Genomic DNA, 19,037 nt, shown 5'->3' on the forward strand with positions numbered 1-19,037 from the left:
CTCCGGAAAAATGAAATGAAATGGATTCATCGCATTATTTGCCAGCAATACGCGGAAGTCAAGAAATGAAACGGTTGCGTTTCATTTTGGTTTGCACTAGAGTCCTTGCCATGAGCAAAGCACAGAATGAAACAGTGGCGGCCGTCAAATCCGCCGGACGCCCGAAGGCGTCGGAAGTCGAGGCCCGCACCCAGGAATTGATCCACGCCGCAGGCTGCCTCATCCTGCGCCATGGCTATACCAAGGTCAGCCTGGAAGCCATCGCTCGCGAGGCGCGGGTGGCGGTGCGCACGATCTATGTGAAATTCGGCGGCAAGGCCGGCCTGCTCAGGGCCGTGCTCGCTTCACGGCGCGAACGCCTGTTCGCCGGGCACGATATGGACGTCGACACCCGGCCGCTGCGCGAGATCGTCGACGACTTCGCGCGCAGCTTTTACGATTTGCTGGTCGACCCCGATACGATGGCCATGCAGCGCGTGGTGATCGCCGAAGCCGGCAGCAATCCGGAACTGGCCGAGGCTTTCTATGAAGGCGGGCCGCGCCTGACGCGCGAGATGCTGTACCGCTTCTTTTCGCGTCCGGACATCCGCAGCCAGTTGCGCGACGGCGTGCCGCTGGAGTTGCTGCCGACCCACCTGATCGGCTGCATCTGCGGCGATCCGATCGGGCGCTTCCTGTTCCCCGACACCCAACCGTCGCGCGAGGAGGCGCGGCGCGAGCTGGCGGCGCGTCTTGAGCTGTTTTATGCCAGTGTGTTGAAGAATTGTTAAATTATTGTTAAGTCACGAAACTAAGTGCGGCATCGCACGGACACAAGGGATGATTTTGTGGCAATCTGTAAGCCTTCACAGAGGGTGTCGTGAATATCAATAACAGCGGTGTGACCGCGAGGAGAAAGCATGAGCAAGTCGTCCAGATACGAATGGCGTGATCAACAGGCATCGCTGCAAGAACGCATGAAGAACTTCATCGAAAATCCCGGCGCCGACCAGATGGAAGCGGTCATCGCAGAAATGCGCACCTACGCCGCCGCCGCCAAGGCCGGCACGATCGATATCCCGGAGCGCTTCGTCAGCTTCGGCTGAAGCAAAGTCGCCTTCATCACAATGCCGCTTGGCGCAAGCCGGGCGGCATTTTTCATTTGTAAAGCCCTTCAGACCGCCGACACGGGCACCGGCCTGGCCTGCTCTTCCACGTCGTGCACGCGCGTGAGCAGGTGCACCTTGCGCGGCGCCCGGTGGCGCTCGTGCAGTTCGCGGGTCAGCACCTCGACCCGGCGCGGCCGCAGCGCCACCTGCTGCGGATCGACGGTGCCGATGGCGCCCGGCATGTACTGGCTGAACTGCGAGGCCAGCAGCTGGGACACCGTGCCGGTAATGGTCGCCGGCGCGCCATGGACCGTGGTATGGAGTTCGAAACAGCGGGTTTCCGGTAACACGTAGACGGTCCCGACGTACTCGTTGCAGTGCTCGTCCATCATGCCCTCCTGAGCTGAACACGGACGCGGCAAGTCGGCTTGCCGCCGCATTCCCTCATCATAGGCTTTTGGCAGGCGCTGGCAAGCGGCGCATGCGGGCATGGCAACTCGCGCCACATGCCTGCAACTCGCGCCGCCAGGCGCCGCTTCGTCGCAAACCGCGGCGGACACCGGTTCACTCTTCCAGAATGGCCCTACCGACCACTCAACGGAGACTTCCATGAACCGCCTTGCCCTTCTGCTTGCCCTGCTGTCCAGCGCTGCCGCCAGCCACGCCGCCGACTTGTCGATCCAGGTCGACGGCACGCGCGGCGACGGCGGCAGCGTGAAGATCGCCCTGTTCGACAGCGCCGACCGCTTCCTCAAGCGCCCCTTGCACAGCGCCAGCGCGCCGGTCCGGAATGGCGGCGCCACGTTCGCGCTCAAGGACCTGGCCGCCGGCCAGTACGCCATCGCCGCCTACCATGACGCCAACGACAACGGCAAGCTGGACCAGAACATGATGGGCATCCCGGTCGAGGCGACCGGCTTCAGCAACGATGCGCTGGGCAATATGGGCCCGCCGGCGTTCGAGGCCGCCCGCTTCGCGTTGCCGCTTGACGGCAATGCCGTCCGCATCACCCTGCGCTGAGGCCACCATGGACCGCCGCTCCTTCCTGCATGCCGGCGCCGCCCTCGGCGCCCTCGCCCTCGCGCCAGGCGTCCGCGCCGACGAGGCCACCTACCAACGCTTCCACGCCGCGCTGGCGCGCGACCCGTCGCTGGCGGTCTACGCCAACCAGGCCGGCAGCCAGGAAGGCGATGCCGCCATCAAGGGCCGCCTGCCGCGCGACCTGCGCGGCGCCTTCTACCGCAACGGGCCGGGCCGCTTCGAGCTGGGGGGCGAACGCTATCACCACTGGTTCGACGGCGACGGCTTCGCCCAGGCCTGGACCGTGGCCGACGGCGAGGTGCGCCACCGGGGCCGCTTCGTCGAGACCCAGCGCTACGTCGAAGAAAGCGCGGCCGGCCAGTTCCTGTATCCGGCCTTCGGCACCCTGGTCACGCGCCGAGGCATGCGCGACAACGACACGATGAACGCCGCCAATACCAACCTGCTGCCCTATGACGGCCGGCTGTATGCGCTGTGGGAAGGCGGCTCGGCGATCGAACTCGATCCGACCACGCTGGCCACGCGCGGAGTAAAAACCTGGAGCATTGACTTGCGCGCAATGCCGTTCTCGGCCCACCCCAAGCTCGATCCGCAGGGCGGCATGTGGAACTTCGGCACGCTGCCCGGCGCCAACCGGCTGGCGCTGTACCAGATCGGCGCACAGGGCCAGGTGCTGCGCACCGCCCTGCTGCCGGTGCCGCAACTGGCGCTGGTGCACGACTTCGTCGTCAGCAGCAAGCACCTGATCTTCGTGGTGCCGCCCTATGACCTGAAAAAGGATCCCGGCCTGAGCTTCGCCGAACGCCACGCGTGGGCCGGCGGCGCCCGTGGCGCGCGGGTGCTGGCGATCGCCAAGGACACGCTGGCGCTGCGCCAGGTCTTCGAGCTGCCGCCGACGATGGTGTTCCACTTCGGGAATGCCTGGGAAGACGGCGACTGCACGCGCTTCGACGTCGTGCTGCACGAAGGCGACGCGCTGGCCGAGGTGGGCAGCGTAATGCGCGGCGAGCACACGCCGCCGCGCAGCCGCACGGTGCAGGTCACGCTGGACTATGCCAGCGGCCAGGCGCGCACCGAGCGCCTGTTCGGCACCAGTGAATTCCCGCGCGTGATGCCGCAGGTGGCGATGGCGCGCCACCGCCGCCTGGCCCTGCTGGGCGCCAGCGGCGCCTCGCCCGACCTCAGGCTCGACAGCGTCAACCTGGTCGATACGGATAGCGGCAAGGTCGATGGCTACACCTTCGGCGCCGGCTGGCAGGTCGAGGAACACGTGCTGGTCCCGCGCCGCAACGCGCGCTCGGAGACGGACGGCTACCTGGTCGGCGTGGCCCAGGACTTGCGCGCCAGGCAGACCGTGATGACGGTGTTCGATGCCGCCGGTGTCAAGGACGGCCCCGTGGCGCTGGCGCGACTTCCCTATCGCGCACCGCACTGCTTTCATGGTAATTTCCTAACAGCATGAATACAGCCAACCCTACCCTGGCGCGCAGGCGCAGCCACCCGCTGGAACTGTTCCCGGTGTTCCGGCGCTGGCCGCGTTCGACGGTGCGCGACCTGCTCTACACCGCGCTGTGGAATACCCTGATCGCATTCGCGATCACGGTGGTATTGCAGGCCTTCGGCAACTGGCCCTCTTCTTTCCACACCATGTTCGGCTACAGCCTGCTGGCCTCGCAGTGCGTCGGTTTCCCCATCCACGGCGCATTGCGGCTGCTGGAAACCGTGGTGCCGCCGACCACCAGCCGGCTGGTCGCGCGCCTGCTCGAGCTGGCCGCCATCGTCGTGTGCGGCGCTTTCGGCGTCGTCCTGTCGGGCGCCATCCTGCGCGGCGCGCTGCCCGTCCTGCGTTCCGATGCGCTCAACGGCTTGCTGGCCTTCGGCCTGGTCATCGGCGTGGCCATGCTGGCGGTGCTGGTGGCGGGCGAGCGCCGCATCGAACGCCAGACGCGCGAAGCGCGCCAGCAGGAACAGATGGCGACCACGGCGCGGCTGCTGGCCGAGGCCCAGCTGCGCGCACTGCAGGCCCAGATCGAGCCGCACTTCCTGTACAACACGCTGGCCAATGTGGTCAGCCTGATCGACAACCAGCCGCTTGATGCGAAACGCATGCTGGAACGCTTCATCGACTACCTGCGCGCCAGCCTGGCGGCCAGCCGCGCCGGCAGCGCCACGCTCGGCGCCGAACTGGATCTCGCAGCAAGCTATCTCGACGTGCTGGGCGTGCGCATGGGCGGGCGCCTGCGCTGGCGCATCGAGGCGCTTGATGCCTGCCGCGCCCTGCCAATTGCGCCGATGCTGATCCAGCCGCTGGTGGAGAACGCCGTCATGCACGGGCTGGAACCCAAGGTGGACGGCGGCGAGATCGTGCTGCGGGCGGCCCTCGATGAAGGCGTGCTGCGGGTCGAGGTGCGCGACAGCGGGCGCGGGCTGGTGGCCGCGCCACCGCGGCCCGGCGGCGGTGTGGGCCTGTCCAATCTGCGCGAGCGCGTGCGCCAGCTGCATGGGCCAGGCGCGCGCCTGGAGCTGCTCGACAATCCCGGCGGCGGCGTGATCGCGCGCCTGCTGCTTCCGCTTTCACAGACCGAGGTGACATCATCGACCGCTGCCTTGCCCTGATCGCCGACGACGAGCCGCACCTGCTCGACTATCTCGCCACCCAGCTGCGTGAGGCCTGGCCCGGGCTCGAGATCGTAAGCGCGCCGAACGGCATCGAAGCGCTGCGCCTGATCGACGAGCTCGCGCCGCAAGTGGTCTTCCTCGACATCCAGATGCCGGGCCTGACCGGGATCGACCTGGCCGCGCGGCTGTGCGCCGGCGGCAATCCGCCGCGCGTGGTGTTCACCACCGCCCACGAGCATTACGCGGCCCAGGCCTTCGAGCACGAGGCCTTCGATTATTTGCTGAAACCGATACGCCAGGAGCGGCTGGCGCGTACCGTGGAGCGGCTGCGCGCCACCCTGTCGGCACCGGCGCCCGCGCCCGCCCTGCCGGCGGATGCGCTACAAGCGCTGCTGCGCCAGCTGGGGGCCAGTGCTCCTGCGGCCGCCGCCACGCCGGCGCCGCTGCAATGGATCCGTGCCGCCGCAGGCCAGGAAACGCGCCTGATCGCGGTCGAGGAAGTGATCTATTTCCAGAGCAACGACAAGTACACCAGCGTATTCCTGCCGGACGGCGAAAGCCTGATCCGCACGCCGCTGCGGCAGTTAAAGGAACAGCTCGATCCGCAACAGTTCTGGCAGATCCACCGCGGCGTGATCGTGGCGGCGCGCCACGTGGCGGGCACGCGCACCGATTTTCGCGGGCGGCTGCATGTGAAGCTCAAGGGACGGGAGGAACAGCTGGTGGTGAGCCGCAACTACATGGACGTATTTCGGCAGATGTAAAAAAAACAACAGCGGGGTCAGGTCTGACATTCGGACACGGGCTCTACAACACCGGTGTACGAATATCAGCTTTTGACCCAGCTGTTGCTTGATGAATGCTGAGGCCGTGTCCGAATGTCAGACCTGACCCCAGCTTTGACCCCAGCTTTTTGCGGCTTAGCGCTTCTTCGGCGGCGGCAGGTCGGTGCAGACGCCTTCATAGGCCTCCGCCGCCATGCCGATCGACTCGCCCAGGGTCGGGTGCGGGTGGATGGTCTTGCCGATGTCCACGCCGTCCGCGCCCATCTCGATCGCCAGCGCGATCTCGCCGATCATGTCGCCGGCATTGGTGCCGACGATGGTGCCGCCGACGATGCGGTGGGTCTCGGCGTCGAACAGCAGCTTGGTGAAGCCTTCGTCGCGGCCGTTGGCGACCGCGCGGCCGCTGGCGTTCCACGGGAAGTGGCCCTTCTCGACCTTGATGCCCTTCTGCTTGGCTTCGTCCTCGGTGAGGCCGACCCATGCCACCTCAGGATCGGTATAGGCAACCGACGGAATCACCTTGGCGTCGAAGTGGGTCTTCTTGTCCAGGGCCGCTTCGGCCGCCACGTGCGCCTCGTGCACCGCCTTGTGCGCCAGCATCGGCTGGCCCACCAGGTCGCCGATGGCGAAGATGTGCGGCACATTGGTGCGCATCTGGCTGTCGACCGCGATGAAGCCGCGATCGCTCACCGTCACGCCGGCCTTGTCGGCCGAGATCTTCTTGCCGTTCGGGCTGCGGCCCACGGCTACCAGCACCAGGTCGTACAGCTGCGGTTCTGGCGAGGTCGCGCCGGCTTCGGCGGCTTCGAAGGTGACCTTGATCCCTTCCGGCAGCGCTTCCACGCCGACGGTTTTCGTCTTGGTCATGATGTTGTCGAAGCGGTGGGCATTGAACTTCTGCCAGACCTTGACGGCCTCGCGATCCGCGCCCTGCATCAGGCCGTCCATCATCTCGACCACGTCGATGCGCGCACCCAGCGACGAATAGACGGTCGCCATTTCCAGGCCGATGATGCCGCCGCCGATGACCAGCATCTTCTTCGGCACCTGGCGCAGCTCCAGCGCGCCGGTCGAATCGACGATGCGCGGATCTTCCGGCACGAACGGCAGCTTCACGACCGACGAACCGGCGGCGATGATCGCCTTCTTGAAGGCGACGACCTTCTTGCCGCCATCCGGGCCGGTGACTTCGATGTGGTTCGGGCTCAGGAACTGGCCCACGCCCTGCACCACATTGACCTTGCGCGCCTTGGCCATGAAGGCCAGGCCGCCGGTCATCTTCTTGATCACGCCATCCTTGTGCGCGCGCAGCTTGTCGATGTCGACTTGCGGCTTGGCGAACGAGACGCCCAGGTCCGCCATGTGCGCGGTTTCATCCATGATGTGCGCCACGTGCAGCAGCGCCTTCGATGGAATGCAACCGACGTTCAGGCACACGCCGCCCAGGGTCGCGTACTTCTCGACCAGCACGGTGTTCATGCCTAAGTCGGCGGCGCGGAAGGCGGCCGAGTAACCGCCAGGGCCGGCGCCCAGCACCATCATCTCGCATTCGATGTCGACCTGGCCCGAGTAGCTCGACGCGTTCGGCGCGGCTGCAGCCGGCGTGGCCGGCGCAGGCGCCGGCTTGGCTGGCGCTTGCGATTCGGTCGGCGCGGCAGGCGCGGCTGCAGGTGCTGCAGCAGCAGGCTTGTCGGCCGGCTTGTCCGCAGGCGCGGCAGCGCCCGACTCTTCCACCGTCAGCAGCAGCGTGCCTTCGTTGATCTTGTCGCCGACCTTGACCGCGATGTCCTTCACCACGCCCGCATGGGTCGATGGGATCTCCATGCTGGCCTTGTCCGATTCGACGGTGATCAGGGACTGGTCGACCTTGATCGTGTCGCCGGCCTTGACCATCAGCTCGATCACTTCGACGTCCTTGAAGTCGCCGATGTTCGGGACTTTCACTTCAACAGTGCTCATCTGGGCGCTCCAATCACAGAAGGGTCTTGCGCAGGTCGGCCAGCACGTCGGCCAGGTACGCGGCGAAGCGCGCGGCGCCGGCGCCGTCGATCACGCGGTGGTCGTACGACAGCGACATCGGCAGCATCAGGCGCGGCTGGAAGCTCGAACCGTCCCACACCGGCTTCATCGCCGACTTGGACAGGCCCAGGATCGCCAGCTCCGGCGCATTGATGATCGGCGTGAAGTTGGTGCCGCCGATGCCGCCCAGCGACGAGATGGTGAAGGTCGCGCCCTGCATCGCGGTCGGCGGCAGCTTGCCTTCGCGCGCCTGGCCCGACAGTTCGCCCATCTCGGTGGCGATCTGCGAGATGGTCTTCTTGTCCGCATCCTTCACGACCGGGACCACCAGGCCGTTCGGGGTGTCGGCCGCGAAGCCGATGTTGTAGTACTGCTTGGTGATCAGGGCCGCGCCGTCTTCCGACAGCGACGCGTTAAATTGCGGGAACTTCTTCAGTGCCGCGACGCTTGCCTTGATCACGAAGGCCAGCATGGTCAGCTTGACGTTTGATTTCTGCTTCGCCAGCGCGGCGTTCGAATCGACGCGGAACTGTTCCAGGTCGGTCACGTCGGCTTCATGGAAGTGCGTCACGTGCGGGATCATGACCCAGTTGCGATGCAGGTTCGGGCCCGAGATCTTCTTGATGCGCGACAGCGGCACGGTTTCGGTCGGACCGAACTTCGAGAAGTCGAGCGACGGCCATGGCAGCAGGTTGATGCCGCCGATGCCGGCGCCCGAGCCGCCTGCAGCTGCTGGAGCTGCGGCTGGCGCAGCCATCACGCCCTTCACAAAAGTCTGCACGTCCTGCTGGGTGATGCGACCCTTGGGACCGGTGCCCGGCACGCGGCCCAGGTCGACGCCCAGCTCGCGCGCGAACTTGCGGATCGATGGCGAGGCGTGGGCTTTGGAGCCGGTGACGCCTGGCGCGGCTGGCGCAGCCGCAGGCGCTGGCGCTGGCGCTGGCGCCGATGCTTGCGCAGGTGCCGGTGCGGCTGCAGGAGCAGCTGCGGCGGGTGCAGGTGCTGCTGCGGCAGGTGCTGCTGCAGGCGCGCCACCAGTGGCTTCGACCACCAGCACCAGCGAGCCCTTGGCGACCTTGTCGCCGACCTTCACTTTCAGTTCTTTCACGACGCCGGCATGGCTCGATGGGATCTCCATGCTGGCCTTGTCCGATTCGACCGTGATCAGCGACTGGTCGACCTTGATCGTGTCGCCGACCTTGACCATCAGTTCGATGACTTCGACTTCCTTGAAGTCGCCGATGTCCGGCACGGTCACGTCGACCGGGCCGCCGGATGCCGCAGGGGCGGCAGCGGCCGGCGCTTCGGCAGGCTTGTCGGCCGGTTTTTCAGCGGCGGCAGGCGCGGCTGCCGGAGCAGCAGCAGGCGCTTCGGCGGCACCGCCGGCTTCCTCGAGCAGCAGCACCAGCGAACCCATGGCGACCTTGTCACCGACATTTACCTTGATCTCTTTGACGACGCCGGCATGGCTCGATGGAATCTCCATGCTCGCCTTGTCCGATTCGACGGTCACCAGCGACTGGTCCACCTTGATGGTATCGCCCGGCTTGACCATCAGTTCGATGACTTCGACTTCCTTGAAGTCGCCGATATCGGGGACTTTGACTTCCACAACGCTCATAGTGTTAGCTCCGTTATTGTTCGTTTGCCTTGCAACCGCCGTTCCCCGGGAACGGCGGCGGCGAGCATTACTGGGTCACCGGATTCGGCTTGTTCTGGTCGATGCCGTACTTGGCGATCGCCTGCGACACGATGGCGCGGTCGATCTTGCCTTCGTCGGCCAGGGCGCGCAGGGCAGCAACCGTGACGTAGTAGCGGTTCACCTCGAAGAACTCGCGCAGCTTGACGCGCGAATCCGAGCGGCCGAAGCCGTCGGTGCCCAGCACCTTGTAGGTGCGGTCCTTCGGCATGAAGGCGCGGATCTGCTCGGCGAACATGCGCATGTAGTCGGTGGTCGCGACGATCGGGCCGGAGGTAGCTTGCATCAGCTCGGTCACGTACGGCACGCGCTGCGGCAGTTCCGGGTTGACCATGTTCCAGCGCTCGGCGTCCTGGCCGTCGCGCGCCAGCAGGGTCAGCGAAGGCGCCGACCACACGTCGGCGGCGATGCCCCAGTCGTTCTTCAGCAGCTCGGCGGCGAACATCGATTCGCGCAGGATGGTGCCGCAGCCGATCAGCTGGACGCGGTTCGACGCTTCCTTGTCGCCTTCCTGCAGCAGGTACATGCCCTTCAGGATGCCCTCTTCCTGGCCTGGCTTCAGGCCTGGATGCGGGTAGTTCTCGTTCATGATGGTGATGTAGTAGAACACGTCTTCCTGTTCTTCCACCATGCGGCGCAAGCCGTCCTGGATGATGACGGCGACTTCGTGGCCGAAAGTCGGGTCATACGGCAGGCAGTTCGGCACGGTCGCGGCGATCACATGGCTGTGGCCATCTTCGTGCTGCAGGCCTTCGCCGTTCAGCGTCGTGCGGCCGGCGGTGCCGCCCATCAGGAAGCCGCGCGCACGGATGTCGCCGGCCAGCCAGACCAGGTCGCCCACGCGCTGCATGCCGAACATCGAGTAGAAGGTGTAGAACGGGATCATCGTGCGGTTGTTCGACGAGTACGAAGTCGCCGCCGCGATCCACGAGCTCATGCCGCCCGCTTCGTTGATGCCCTCTTGCAGGATCTGGCCTGCCTTGTCTTCACGGTAGTACATCACCTGGTCGCGGTCGACCGGCTCGTACAACTGGCCCTGCTGGTTGAAGATGCCGATCTGGCGGAACAGGCCTTCCATGCCGAAGGTACGCGATTCGTCGACCAGGATCGGCACGATGCGCTGGCCGATGCTTTCGTCCTTCAGCAGGCTGGTGATCACGCGCACGTACGACTGGGTGGTCGAGATCTCGCGGCCTTCCGCGGTCGGCTCGAGCACGCCCTTGAACGATTCGAGCTTGGGCACCACCAGCTGCTCGTCGGCCTTCTCGCGGCGCTGCGGCAGGTAGCCGCCCAGGGCCTTGCGGCGCTCGTGCAGGTACACCATCTCGGGCGCATCGTCGGCCGGCTTGAAGAACGGGATCTCGGCCAGCTGGTCGTCGGGGATGGCGATGTTGAAGCGGTCGCGCATGTCGCGGATCGCCTGGTCGTCCAGCTTCTTGGTCTGGTGGGCGGTGTTGCGCGCCTCGCCCGACTTGCCCATGCCGAAGCCCTTGACGGTCTTGACCAGCAGGACGGTCGGCGTGCCCTTGTTTTCTTGCGCGTTCTTGAACGCCGCGTAGATCTTGTGCGGATCGTGGCCGCCGCGGGTCAGGCGCCAGATGTCGTCGTCGCTCATCTTCGAGACCATCTCGAGCAGCTTCGGATGCTTGCCGAAGAAGTGCTTGCGCACGTAGGCGCCGTCCTTGGCCTTGTAGTTCTGGTATTCGCCGTCGACGGTTTCCATCATCACGCGCTGCAGGATGCCGTCCTTGTCCTGGGCCAGCAGCGGATCCCACTGCGAGCCCCAGATGACCTTGACGACATTCCAGCCGGCGCCGCGGAAGTCGGCTTCGAGTTCCTGGATGATCTTGCCGTTGCCGCGCACCGGACCGTCCAGGCGCTGCAGGTTGCAGTTGACGACCATGACCAGGTTGTCCAGCCGCTCGCGCGCGGCCATGCCGATCGCGCCCATCGATTCCGGCTCGTCCATCTCGCCGTCGCCGCAGAAGACCCAGACCTTGCGGTTGTCGGTCTTGGCGATGCCGCGCGCGTGCAGGTACTTCAGGAAGCGCGCCTGGTAGATCGCCATCAGCGGACCCAGGCCCATCGACACGGTCGGGAACTGCCAGAAGTCCGGCATCAGTTTCGGGTGCGGGTACGACGACAGGCCCTTGCCGTCGACTTCGCGGCGGAAGTTCAGCAGCTGCTCTTCGGAGAGGCGGCCTTCGAGGAAGGCGCGCGCGTAGATGCCGGGCGACGAGTGGCCCTGGATGTACAGCAGGTCGCCGCCGTGGTCTTCGGTCGGGGCGTGCCAGAAGTGGTTGAAGCCGGTGCCCAGCATGTTGGCCAGCGAGGCGAAGGACGAGATGTGGCCGCCCAGGTCGCCGTCGGCGCGGTTGGCCTTGACGACCATCGCCATCGCGTTCCAGCGCATCCACGAGCGCAGGCGCTCTTCGTATTCGAGATTGCCCGGCGAGTTCTGGTTCAGGTGGGCCGGGATGGTGTTCACGTAGGCGGTATTGGCCGAGAACGGAACGTGGGCGCCACGGCGGCGCGCCAGGTCCACCAGGCGCTCCATCAGGTAATGGGCGCGTTCGGTCCCTTCATGTTCGATCACCGCTTCCAGCGCATCGAGCCATTCCTTGGTCTCGATCGCGTCCGGATCATTGGCGGCTTGCGCGGTCAACTGGTCGAGTTGAGCTGACATGTCATGCGTCTCCTAGAGTGGTGCGCCCCGACCCGATCCCTGCGCAGGCTGGCGGCGAGTAGTGAATTTTCAAACTAACTTTTTGATAAACCAATGGATTCTACCAGTGGATTTTGGCATTTTCAAATTGCGATATGCGATTTCACAATGCAAAATCCCATGCTGCAAGTGCACAATTTTTATAGGGAAACACTGCACTTCTGATCAACGAACATCGTATACCGAAGCATCTTCGGAACGGCGAAAAACGGGGGATTTATAGGCTGAACGGAGGAGATTGCATGCGTGGGTCGTATAATTCTGTTTTTGCCCAGCGACGAGCCTTCACCATGCCTGCACAACTGATCGACGGAGTTCTCCTTTCCAAACAACTGCGCGAAGATATCGCCGCGCGCGCTGCCAAACTCACTGCCGCCGGCAAGCAACCTGGCCTGGCGGTCATCCTGGTCGGCGAAGACCCGGCCAGCCAGGTCTATGTGCGCAACAAGGTGAAGGCCTGCGGCGACGTGGGCTTCCATTCGGTGCTCGAGAAATACGAGGCCGACCTGTCCGAGCAAGCCCTGCTCGACCGCATTGCAGCATTGAACGTGGATCCGGCCATCCACGGCATCCTGGTGCAGATGCCGCTGCCGAAGCACATCGATCCGTCGAAAGTCATCGAGGCCATCTCGACCGCCAAGGACGTCGACGGCTATTCGGTGCTGTCGGCCGGCGAGCTGGTTGCCAACCTGCCGGGCTTTCGCCCCTGCACCCCGTATGGCTGCATGAAGCTGATCGAGACCACCGGCATCGACCTGCGCGGCAAGCACGCAGTGGTGATCGGCCGCTCGAATACCGTCGGCAAGCCGATGGCCCTGTTGCTCTTGCAAGCCAACGCCACCGTCACCATCTGCCATAGCGCAACGCCGGACCTGGGCTACCACACCCGCCAGGCCGACGTGATCGTGGCCGCCGTCGGCCGCCGCAATACCCTCACCGCAGAGATGGTCAAACCTGGTGCGATCGTGATCGACGTCGGCATGAACCGTGACGACGCGGGCAAGTTATGCGGCGATGTCGATTTCGCGGGCGTGTCCGAGATGGCATCGCACATCACTCCGGTGCCGGGCGGCGTCGGTCCGATGACGATCACGATGTTGTTGATGAATACCCTCGAGTCCGCGGAGCGCGTGCACGCCAGCGGCCAGCCGCCAGCTGGGCAGGCGTCGGGCATGGAACCGAAACCAGGCCTGGCGTAAGCCAGTCATGGCGCCATGGCCGGTTCACTGGCCATGGCATGAGCGTTCGGCGTACCAGTGATTAACGAATATGGAAGGACTACGATGACGACCGCTACCAATCCCCTCCTCGACTTTTCCGGCCTGCCGCGCTTCGACGCGATCAAGCCCGAGCACGTCACGCCCGCCATCGAACAGCTGATCGCGCAAGCGAACGCCGTGGTGGCCCAGCTCGAAGCCCCGGTGGACGACGTCACCTGGGACACCCTGGCCCCGCTCGACGATGCCAGCGAACGCCTGGGCCGGGCCTGGGGCGTGGTCGGCCACCTGAACCACGTGGTGGACACGCCCGAACTGCGCGCCACCTATAACGAGAACCAGCCGAAGGTCGTGGAGTTCTCCACCGCCATCGGCCAGAACGAGGCGCTGTTCGCCAAGTACAGGCAGCTGCGCAACGGCCCGCACTGGGACAGCCTCAATCCTGTGCGCCAGCGCATCGTCGAAAACGCCCTGCGCGACTTCCGCCTGGGCGGCGCCGAACTGCCGGAAGATAAAAAGCCGCGCTTCGCCGAGATCCAGGAACAGCAGTCGCAGCTGTCGACCCGCTACTCGGAAAACGTGCTGGACGCGACCAACGACTACAAGCTGGTAGTCGAGAACGAAGACGAACTCGCGGGCCTGCCCGACGATGTAAAGGCAGCGGCGAAAGCCGCCGCCGAGCGCGATGGCAAGGAAGGCTGGCAGTTCACCCTGCACTTCCCGTCCTACTTCCCGGTGCTGCAGTTCGCCGACAACCGGCTGCTGCGCGAAAAAATCTACCGCGCCAGCGCCACCAAGGCATCGGACGCCGGCATCATGTTCACCGAAGTCGAGAAGTGGGACAACTCGTCAAATATCGTCAACCTGCTCAAGCTGCGCAACGAAGAGGCGCGCCTGCTCGACTACGGCAGCTTCGCCGACGTCTCGCTGGTGGCCAAGATGGCGCAGAGCCCGCAGCACGTGATCGAATTCCTCGAAGACCTGGCGCGCCGCGCGCGTCCGTATGCCGAGAAGGACCTGCTTGAACTGCGCGAGTTCGCGCGCACCGAGCTTGGCATCGACGACCTGCAGTCCTGGGACGTCACCTATGCCTCCGAAAAGCTGCGCGAGAAGCGCTATGCCTTCTCGGCCCAGGAAGTGAAGGAGTACTTCCCCGAACATAAGGTGCTGCAAGGCCTGTTCGGCGTGATCCGCCAGCTGTTCGAAGCCGACGTCATCCCCGAGGACGCGCCCGTGTGGCACCCGGACGTGCGCTTCTACCGCATCGAGCGCAATGGCCAGCTGGTCGGCCAGTTCTACCTCGATCCGTATGCGCGCGCCGGCAAGGCGCAGGGCGCCTGGATGAACGATGCTCGCGGCCGCCGCCTGCTCTCCAGCGGCACGGTGCAGACGCCGGTCGCCTACCTGGTCTGCAATTTCACGCCGCCGGCGATGGTGGACGGCGTGCTGCAGCCGTCGCTGTTCACGCATGACGAAGTGACCACGCTGTTCCACGAATTCGGCCATGGCCTGCACCATATGCTGACCGAAGTCGAAGAACTGTCGGTGGCCGGCATCTCGGGCGTCGAATGGGATGCGGTGGAGCTGCCGTCCCAGTTCATGGAAAACTTCTGCTGGGAGTGGGACAAGCTGCAGCAGATGACGGCGCACTACAAGACCGGCGAGCCGCTGCCGCGCGCGCTGTACGACAAGATGCTGGCGGCGAAGAACTTCCAGTCCGGGATGCAGACCCTGCGCCAGGTCGAGTTCTCGCTGATCGACATGCACCTGCATTACGATTTCGATCCGCACAACCAGGAAGTGCAAAGCCTGGTCGACGACATCCGCCGCAACTTCGCCGTCATCACGCCGCCTTCGTTCAACCGCTTCCAGCATTCGTTCAGCCATATCTTCGCGGGCGGCTACGCGGCCGGCTACTACAGCTATAAATGGGCCGAGGTGCTGTCCGCCGACGCTTATGCCGCGTTCGAGGAAGCCGTCGAAGGCGGGGCCGACCTGTTCGAGACCGGACGGCGCTTTCACCGCGAGATCCTCGCCGTGGGCGGTTCGCGTCCGGCGCTCGAATCGTTCAAGGCCTTCCGCGGCCGCGAACCTTCTATCGACGCCCTGCTGCGCCATAGCGGCATGAATGCCTGAAGAATTAATGAACTGCACCGGAGGGCGAAAGCCCTCCTCTTTTCAGTGATGACATGACCCGGATCGACTTCCACACGAATATTCCCGATAAGCTGTCCTATGCCTGCCGGCTGGCGCGCAAGGCATATGGCGCGCGTGCCAAAGTCGTGGTGCTGGCAGAAAGCACTGAACAGGCCGAGGCATTGAATGCGGCGCTGTGGAACGTGGGGGATACCGATTTCATTCCGCACGTGCTGGCCGGCGATCCGCTGGCGCCGCAAACTCCGATCGTGATTACCGATAATGAAGACGCGACGCTGCCGCACCACGATATGCTGGTGAACCTCACGCGCCGTACGCCGAACAATTTCGCGCAATTCGCGCGCGTGTTCGAAATCATTTCGCTTGATGAAGACGATGCCGCAGAGGGACGCAAACGCTATGTCGCATATAAAAGGCAATCCTATCCATTGACCCACTTCGTGGCAGGACAGACATGAACCAGGATACCGCTTTCGATGCCAGCATTCCCGTATTGACCGAGGTCGTCGCCGACTCGCCGGCGCCGGTAGCAGCAGTAGCATCGGCCGCTCCCGCCGCTGCTGCGACAGTCGCCGCCAGCGCCAGCGACGACGACGCGGAGTCCCCGGAAGCCCTGGAACGGCGGGCCGCCGACCGCTGGAGCGGCGAGCAGTGGAGCGTCATGGAACGCCGTCTCACCGAACGCGTGCTGCAGCAATTGCAGGGCCGGATCGATTTCGTGCTCGAACAGCGGCTGCGCGATGGCATCGCCGAAGCGGTGGATAAAGCGATGGCGGGTTTTTCGGCCGAAATTCGCACAAGCCTGCATGAATCCTTGGGCCAGGTCGTGAGCCGCGCCGTTTCACAAGAAATTGCCCATCTCAAGACCTTGGGAAAATAACCCCATATGCATTAACGATTTGCCATCGATTTGATTCGAAATCACCCCGCGCACGATTGTCATTCATATTCGGCGATTAAATAGTAAAATCCCTGCGCGGCACTTCGAAACGAATCGAATCACCTAATCAAGGATGAAACAAAATGGCAAACATCGATCTGTCGGGTTATAACCTCGCCGAGCTGAAGGGTCTTCAATTCGATATCGAAAAGGAGATCAAAAACCGCCAGCAGCAAGACGTCAAGAAAGCGCGCGAGCAGATTCTCGAGATCGCCCAGAATATGGGAATCTCGGTGGAAGAATTGCTGGCCAAGGGCACTGGCAAAAGCAAGAAAGCGGGCAGCGGCGCCAAGGTGAATCCCCAGTATCACAACCCGGCCGACAATTCCCAGACCTGGACCGGCCGCGGCCGTCAGCCGAAATGGGTAGTGGAAGCCTTGGGCAAGGGCAAGTCGCTGGACGATCTGCGTATCTGATCCCGGCTTTACCCTGTCAAAGCAGTTCCTGAGCGCCGCCGTGACCACGTCCGGCGGCGCCCCCCCTCCTGTTTTCCGTCTCATCGATGGTTTCGGCTAAGATTGCAGGCTCAGCAATCACCCGGCCGTACCAGTGAAACGAACTTCCCTCATCGCCGCGCTCGTAGGCGCCGCCATCCTGGCCATCGGCACGGCCGTCTACTTCACCGATACCATCGAACAACGCCCCGGCGCCCTGGCCATCCTGACGCCTCCCGTTACGAAGACCACGCCATTCTGGCCGGCGCGCGTGAGCCTGCTGGCGGGCGACGGCCGTGACGGCGTGATCGACGGGCCGGCCAGCGCCAGCCGCTTCAGCGATCCCTATGGCGTGGCCATCGGCCCGCGCGGCGTGGTGTACGTTGCCGACGGCGGCGAAGCCAACCGCATCCGCCTGATCCAGCCCGACGGCGCGGTCTCGACGCTGGCCGGGGGCAAGGAAGGTTTTGCCGACGGTATCGGCGCGGCGGCCGCCTTCCACACCCCGTCCGCGCTGGCGCTCGACCATGAAGGCAATCTGTACGTGGCCGACACCGGCAACCATGCGATTCGCAAGGTGGCGCCCGACGGCCTTGTCACCACGCAGGCCGGCAGCGGCAGCCCCGGCTACCTGGATGGCGTTGGCCGTGCAGCCCAGTTCAACGGCCCGGTCGGCGTCGCGGTGGACGATGCCGGCATCGTCTACGTGGCCGACACCTACAACGACCGCATCCGCCGCATCGCGCCCGACGGCACGGTGACGACGCTGGCCGGCAATGGGAAACCCGGCCTGCTGGACGGCGCGCTGCCGGACGCCGGCTTCGACACCCCGAGCGCGCTGGCGGCCGGCCGCGACGGCACGCTGTACGTGGCCGACACCGGCAACCACGCGGTGCGCCGCATCAAGACCGACGGCACGGTCGACACGCTGGCGATCCCGCTCGAAGGCGACGTCCGGCCGCCGCTGCGGCGCCCGGCGGGCCTGGCGCTCACACGCGACGGCTACCTGTACATCGCCGCCAGTTCCGGCGGTCGCATCCTGCAACTGACGCCGGAAGGCGAGATGCGTCCGCTGCAGGACGCCGACCGCCCGCCCGATCCGAACGGCTTCGGCAGCGACGGCACGGTGCAACTGTACGGCCCGCGCGGCATCGCGGTCGGCCGCGACGGCAGCCTGGTGGTGGCCGACGCCAATGCCCACCGCGTGCACCTGCTGGCGCCGCCGCGCGAGGGCGAAGCCGCGCCGGTACTGGCGCGGCCGGAGCTCGTCACGCGCACCGAGCCGATGCCGTGGCCGGTCGGCCCGCAAGACATGGTCCATGAAGTCGTCGGCGTGATGGGCGAGGTGCGCGGCGCCTACAACGGCGACAGCCGCCACCATTTCCACGCCGGCCTGGACGTGCGCGCCGACGTCGGCGCGAAGGTGCTGGCGGTATTCCCGTCGAAAGTGACCGACCCGCACGCCAACTGGGGCTTCAATACGCTCAGCGAAGGCCTGAGCGTGGGCCCGCTCTCGTACATCCACATGCGCGTCGGCCGCGACCCGCAGGGCCGGCCGCTCGATCCGCGCTTCCAGATCCTGCGCGATGCAAAAGGGAAGGCGGAACGCGTGCGGGTGCCGCGCGGCACCCGCTTCGCGGTGGGCGATGCGCTCGGCACCATCAATGCCATGGCCCACGTCCACCTCGATTACTACCAGGGCGGCACGGTGGTCAATCCGCTCACACTCCCCTTCACGGGCTTTACCGACACCGTGCCGCCGTTCATCCAGCGCATCGCGCTGTACGACGGCGCCGGCAAGCGCATCACGGCGAAGAAGGGCCAGCCAATTCGCCTGGCGCGCAGCCTGGGCGAGGTGCAGGTGGTCGTCAACGCCTACGACCAGGTGAACGGCAACCTGGCGCGCCGCAAGCTCGGCCTGTACAAGCTGGGCTACCAGCTATTGCAGGCCGACGGCACGCCCCTGCCCGGCTTCGGGCAGCCGGTCATCACCCAGGTCTTCGACCGCCTGCCGCGCAACCAGGACGCCGTCAAGGCCGTCTATGCGCCGACCAGCGGCATCACGGTCTATGGCAGCAAGTCGACCCAGTTCGACTACGCGCTCAACAACCGCCTGCAGGACGGCGAGATCGAGACCGGCAGCTGGCGCATCGGCGAGCTCGCGCCCGGCCGCTACACGCTGCGCATCCACGCCGCCGACTTCGCCGGCAATCTGGCGCAGGAGGGGCGCGACCTGGACTTCGAAGTAGTAGAGTAAAGGCCTCTCGGCCGCCCGCCACGGAACCATCGGGCCACGCCGGTATCTGAGTAGGA

16 protein-coding genes are annotated in these 19,037 nt (G+C 65.2%); 12 read left to right on the forward strand and 4 right to left on the reverse strand.

Going from position 1 to position 19,037, the window contains the following annotated elements; translation table 11 throughout:
• Positions 1–110 precede the first annotated feature (110 nt).
• Together J3U95_RS24465 and J3U95_RS24470 are read left to right on the forward strand one after the other, a co-directional pair.
• Complete coding sequence (locus J3U95_RS24465; RefSeq protein WP_208281244.1) at positions 111–770, forward strand: TetR/AcrR family transcriptional regulator; 660 nt, start codon at positions 111–113, stop codon at positions 768–770.
• A gap of 129 nt (positions 771–899) precedes the next feature.
• Positions 900–1,085 (forward strand): hypothetical protein, encoded by a 186-nt coding sequence (locus J3U95_RS24470; protein ID WP_109346579.1) that lies wholly within the window; start codon positions 900–902, stop codon positions 1,083–1,085.
• Positions 1,086–1,153: 68 nt separating this feature from the next.
• Here the strand turns inward: J3U95_RS24470 and J3U95_RS24475 are convergent, their stop codons facing one another.
• Positions 1,154–1,480 carry a hypothetical protein gene (locus tag J3U95_RS24475; RefSeq protein ID WP_229520079.1) on the reverse strand — a complete coding sequence of 109 codons (327 nt, stop codon included), beginning with the start codon at positions 1,478–1,480 and terminating at the stop codon, positions 1,154–1,156.
• A 217-nt stretch (positions 1,481–1,697) separates the two neighbouring features.
• Between J3U95_RS24475 and J3U95_RS24480 the strand changes: the two genes are divergently transcribed.
• From J3U95_RS24480 to J3U95_RS24495, 4 genes are read left to right on the forward strand one after another with little or no spacing between them, the layout of a single operon-like run.
• Entirely contained in the window at positions 1,698–2,108 is a 411-nt protein-coding gene (locus J3U95_RS24480) for a DUF2141 domain-containing protein (RefSeq protein WP_208281245.1), read from the forward strand.
• A 7-nt stretch (positions 2,109–2,115) separates the two neighbouring features.
• Positions 2,116–3,591 carry a carotenoid oxygenase family protein gene (locus J3U95_RS24485; RefSeq protein ID WP_208281246.1) on the forward strand — a complete coding sequence of 492 codons (1,476 nt, stop codon included), beginning with the start codon at positions 2,116–2,118 and terminating at the stop codon, positions 3,589–3,591.
• Positions 3,588–4,745: a sensor histidine kinase gene (locus J3U95_RS24490; protein ID WP_208281247.1), complete on the forward strand. Its 1,158-nt coding sequence runs from the start codon at positions 3,588–3,590 to the stop codon at positions 4,743–4,745. The genes J3U95_RS24485 and J3U95_RS24490 overlap by 4 nt, the downstream gene beginning before the upstream one ends.
• A gap of 20 nt (positions 4,746–4,765) precedes the next feature.
• Positions 4,766–5,512, forward strand: coding sequence for a LytR/AlgR family response regulator transcription factor (locus J3U95_RS24495; protein WP_229520082.1), 747 nt, complete (start codon positions 4,766–4,768; stop codon positions 5,510–5,512).
• A 156-nt stretch (positions 5,513–5,668) separates the two neighbouring features.
• Here the strand turns inward: J3U95_RS24495 and lpdA are convergent, their stop codons facing one another.
• The 3 genes from lpdA to aceE all read right to left on the reverse strand — a co-directional run bounded on the left by lpdA (position 5,669) and on the right by aceE (position 11,937).
• Positions 5,669–7,492 carry a dihydrolipoyl dehydrogenase gene (lpdA, locus tag J3U95_RS24500; protein WP_208281248.1) on the reverse strand — a complete coding sequence of 608 codons (1,824 nt, stop codon included), beginning with the start codon at positions 7,490–7,492 and terminating at the stop codon, positions 5,669–5,671.
• A 13-nt stretch (positions 7,493–7,505) separates the two neighbouring features.
• Complete coding sequence (gene aceF, locus J3U95_RS24505; RefSeq protein ID WP_208281249.1) at positions 7,506–9,173, reverse strand: dihydrolipoyllysine-residue acetyltransferase; 1,668 nt, start codon at positions 9,171–9,173, stop codon at positions 7,506–7,508.
• 67 nt (positions 9,174–9,240) lie between these two features.
• Positions 9,241–11,937 (reverse strand): pyruvate dehydrogenase (acetyl-transferring), homodimeric type, encoded by a 2,697-nt coding sequence (aceE, locus tag J3U95_RS24510; RefSeq protein WP_208281250.1) that lies wholly within the window; start codon positions 11,935–11,937, stop codon positions 9,241–9,243.
• A gap of 329 nt (positions 11,938–12,266) precedes the next feature.
• On the opposite strand from aceE, the gene folD reads away from it, so the two are divergent.
• The 6 genes from folD (at position 12,267) to J3U95_RS24540 (ending at position 18,981) form a co-directional block, all read left to right on the forward strand.
• Positions 12,267–13,175 carry a bifunctional methylenetetrahydrofolate dehydrogenase/methenyltetrahydrofolate cyclohydrolase FolD gene (folD, locus tag J3U95_RS24515; RefSeq protein WP_208281251.1) on the forward strand — a complete coding sequence of 303 codons (909 nt, stop codon included), beginning with the start codon at positions 12,267–12,269 and terminating at the stop codon, positions 13,173–13,175.
• An 84-nt stretch (positions 13,176–13,259) separates the two neighbouring features.
• A complete protein-coding gene (locus J3U95_RS24520) occupies positions 13,260–15,329 on the forward strand; it encodes a M3 family metallopeptidase (RefSeq protein ID WP_208281252.1) in 2,070 nt (689 codons plus the stop codon).
• A 53-nt stretch (positions 15,330–15,382) separates the two neighbouring features.
• Positions 15,383–15,808 carry a DNA polymerase III subunit chi gene (locus tag J3U95_RS24525; RefSeq protein WP_208281253.1) on the forward strand — a complete coding sequence of 142 codons (426 nt, stop codon included), beginning with the start codon at positions 15,383–15,385 and terminating at the stop codon, positions 15,806–15,808.
• On the forward strand, positions 15,805–16,230 hold the full coding sequence (locus tag J3U95_RS24530; protein WP_208281254.1) for a DUF2486 family protein: 426 nt from the start codon (positions 15,805–15,807) through the stop codon (positions 16,228–16,230). Before J3U95_RS24525 ends, J3U95_RS24530 begins: the two co-directional genes overlap by 4 nt.
• A 143-nt stretch (positions 16,231–16,373) precedes the next feature.
• Positions 16,374–16,706 (forward strand): H-NS histone family protein, encoded by a 333-nt coding sequence (locus J3U95_RS24535; protein ID WP_109346568.1) that lies wholly within the window; start codon positions 16,374–16,376, stop codon positions 16,704–16,706.
• 133 nt (positions 16,707–16,839) lie between these two features.
• Complete coding sequence (locus tag J3U95_RS24540; RefSeq protein WP_208281255.1) at positions 16,840–18,981, forward strand: NHL repeat-containing protein; 2,142 nt, start codon at positions 16,840–16,842, stop codon at positions 18,979–18,981.
• The last annotated feature ends 56 nt before the right edge of the window (positions 18,982–19,037 follow it).

Source organism: Massilia oculi (genome assembly GCF_017582745.1).
GTDB classification, from domain to species: domain Bacteria; phylum Pseudomonadota; class Gammaproteobacteria; order Burkholderiales; family Burkholderiaceae_D; genus Telluria; species Telluria oculi_A.

Coding starts and splice junctions, on each gene's coding strand:
- J3U95_RS24480 (WP_208281245.1), top strand. CDS start 1,698: ATGAACCGCCTTGCCCTTCTGCTTGCCCTGCTGTCCAGCGCTGCCGCC.
- J3U95_RS24465 (WP_208281244.1), top strand. CDS start 111: ATGAGCAAAGCACAGAATGAAACAGTGGCGGCCGTCAAATCCGCCGGA.
- J3U95_RS24490 (WP_208281247.1), top strand. CDS start 3,588: ATGAATACAGCCAACCCTACCCTGGCGCGCAGGCGCAGCCACCCGCTG.
- J3U95_RS24530 (WP_208281254.1), top strand. CDS start 15,805: ATGAACCAGGATACCGCTTTCGATGCCAGCATTCCCGTATTGACCGAG.
- J3U95_RS24520 (WP_208281252.1), top strand. CDS start 13,260: ATGACGACCGCTACCAATCCCCTCCTCGACTTTTCCGGCCTGCCGCGC.
- J3U95_RS24525 (WP_208281253.1), top strand. CDS start 15,383: ATGACCCGGATCGACTTCCACACGAATATTCCCGATAAGCTGTCCTAT.
- aceF (WP_208281249.1), bottom strand. CDS start 9,173: ATGAGCGTTGTGGAAGTCAAAGTCCCCGATATCGGCGACTTCAAGGAA.
- J3U95_RS24470 (WP_109346579.1), top strand. CDS start 900: ATGAGCAAGTCGTCCAGATACGAATGGCGTGATCAACAGGCATCGCTG.
- aceE (WP_208281250.1), bottom strand. CDS start 11,937: ATGTCAGCTCAACTCGACCAGTTGACCGCGCAAGCCGCCAATGATCCG.
- J3U95_RS24485 (WP_208281246.1), top strand. CDS start 2,116: ATGGACCGCCGCTCCTTCCTGCATGCCGGCGCCGCCCTCGGCGCCCTC.
- folD (WP_208281251.1), top strand. CDS start 12,267: ATGCCTGCACAACTGATCGACGGAGTTCTCCTTTCCAAACAACTGCGC.
- J3U95_RS24475 (WP_229520079.1), bottom strand. CDS start 1,480: ATGATGGACGAGCACTGCAACGAGTACGTCGGGACCGTCTACGTGTTA.
- lpdA (WP_208281248.1), bottom strand. CDS start 7,492: ATGAGCACTGTTGAAGTGAAAGTCCCGAACATCGGCGACTTCAAGGAC.
- J3U95_RS24535 (WP_109346568.1), top strand. CDS start 16,374: ATGGCAAACATCGATCTGTCGGGTTATAACCTCGCCGAGCTGAAGGGT.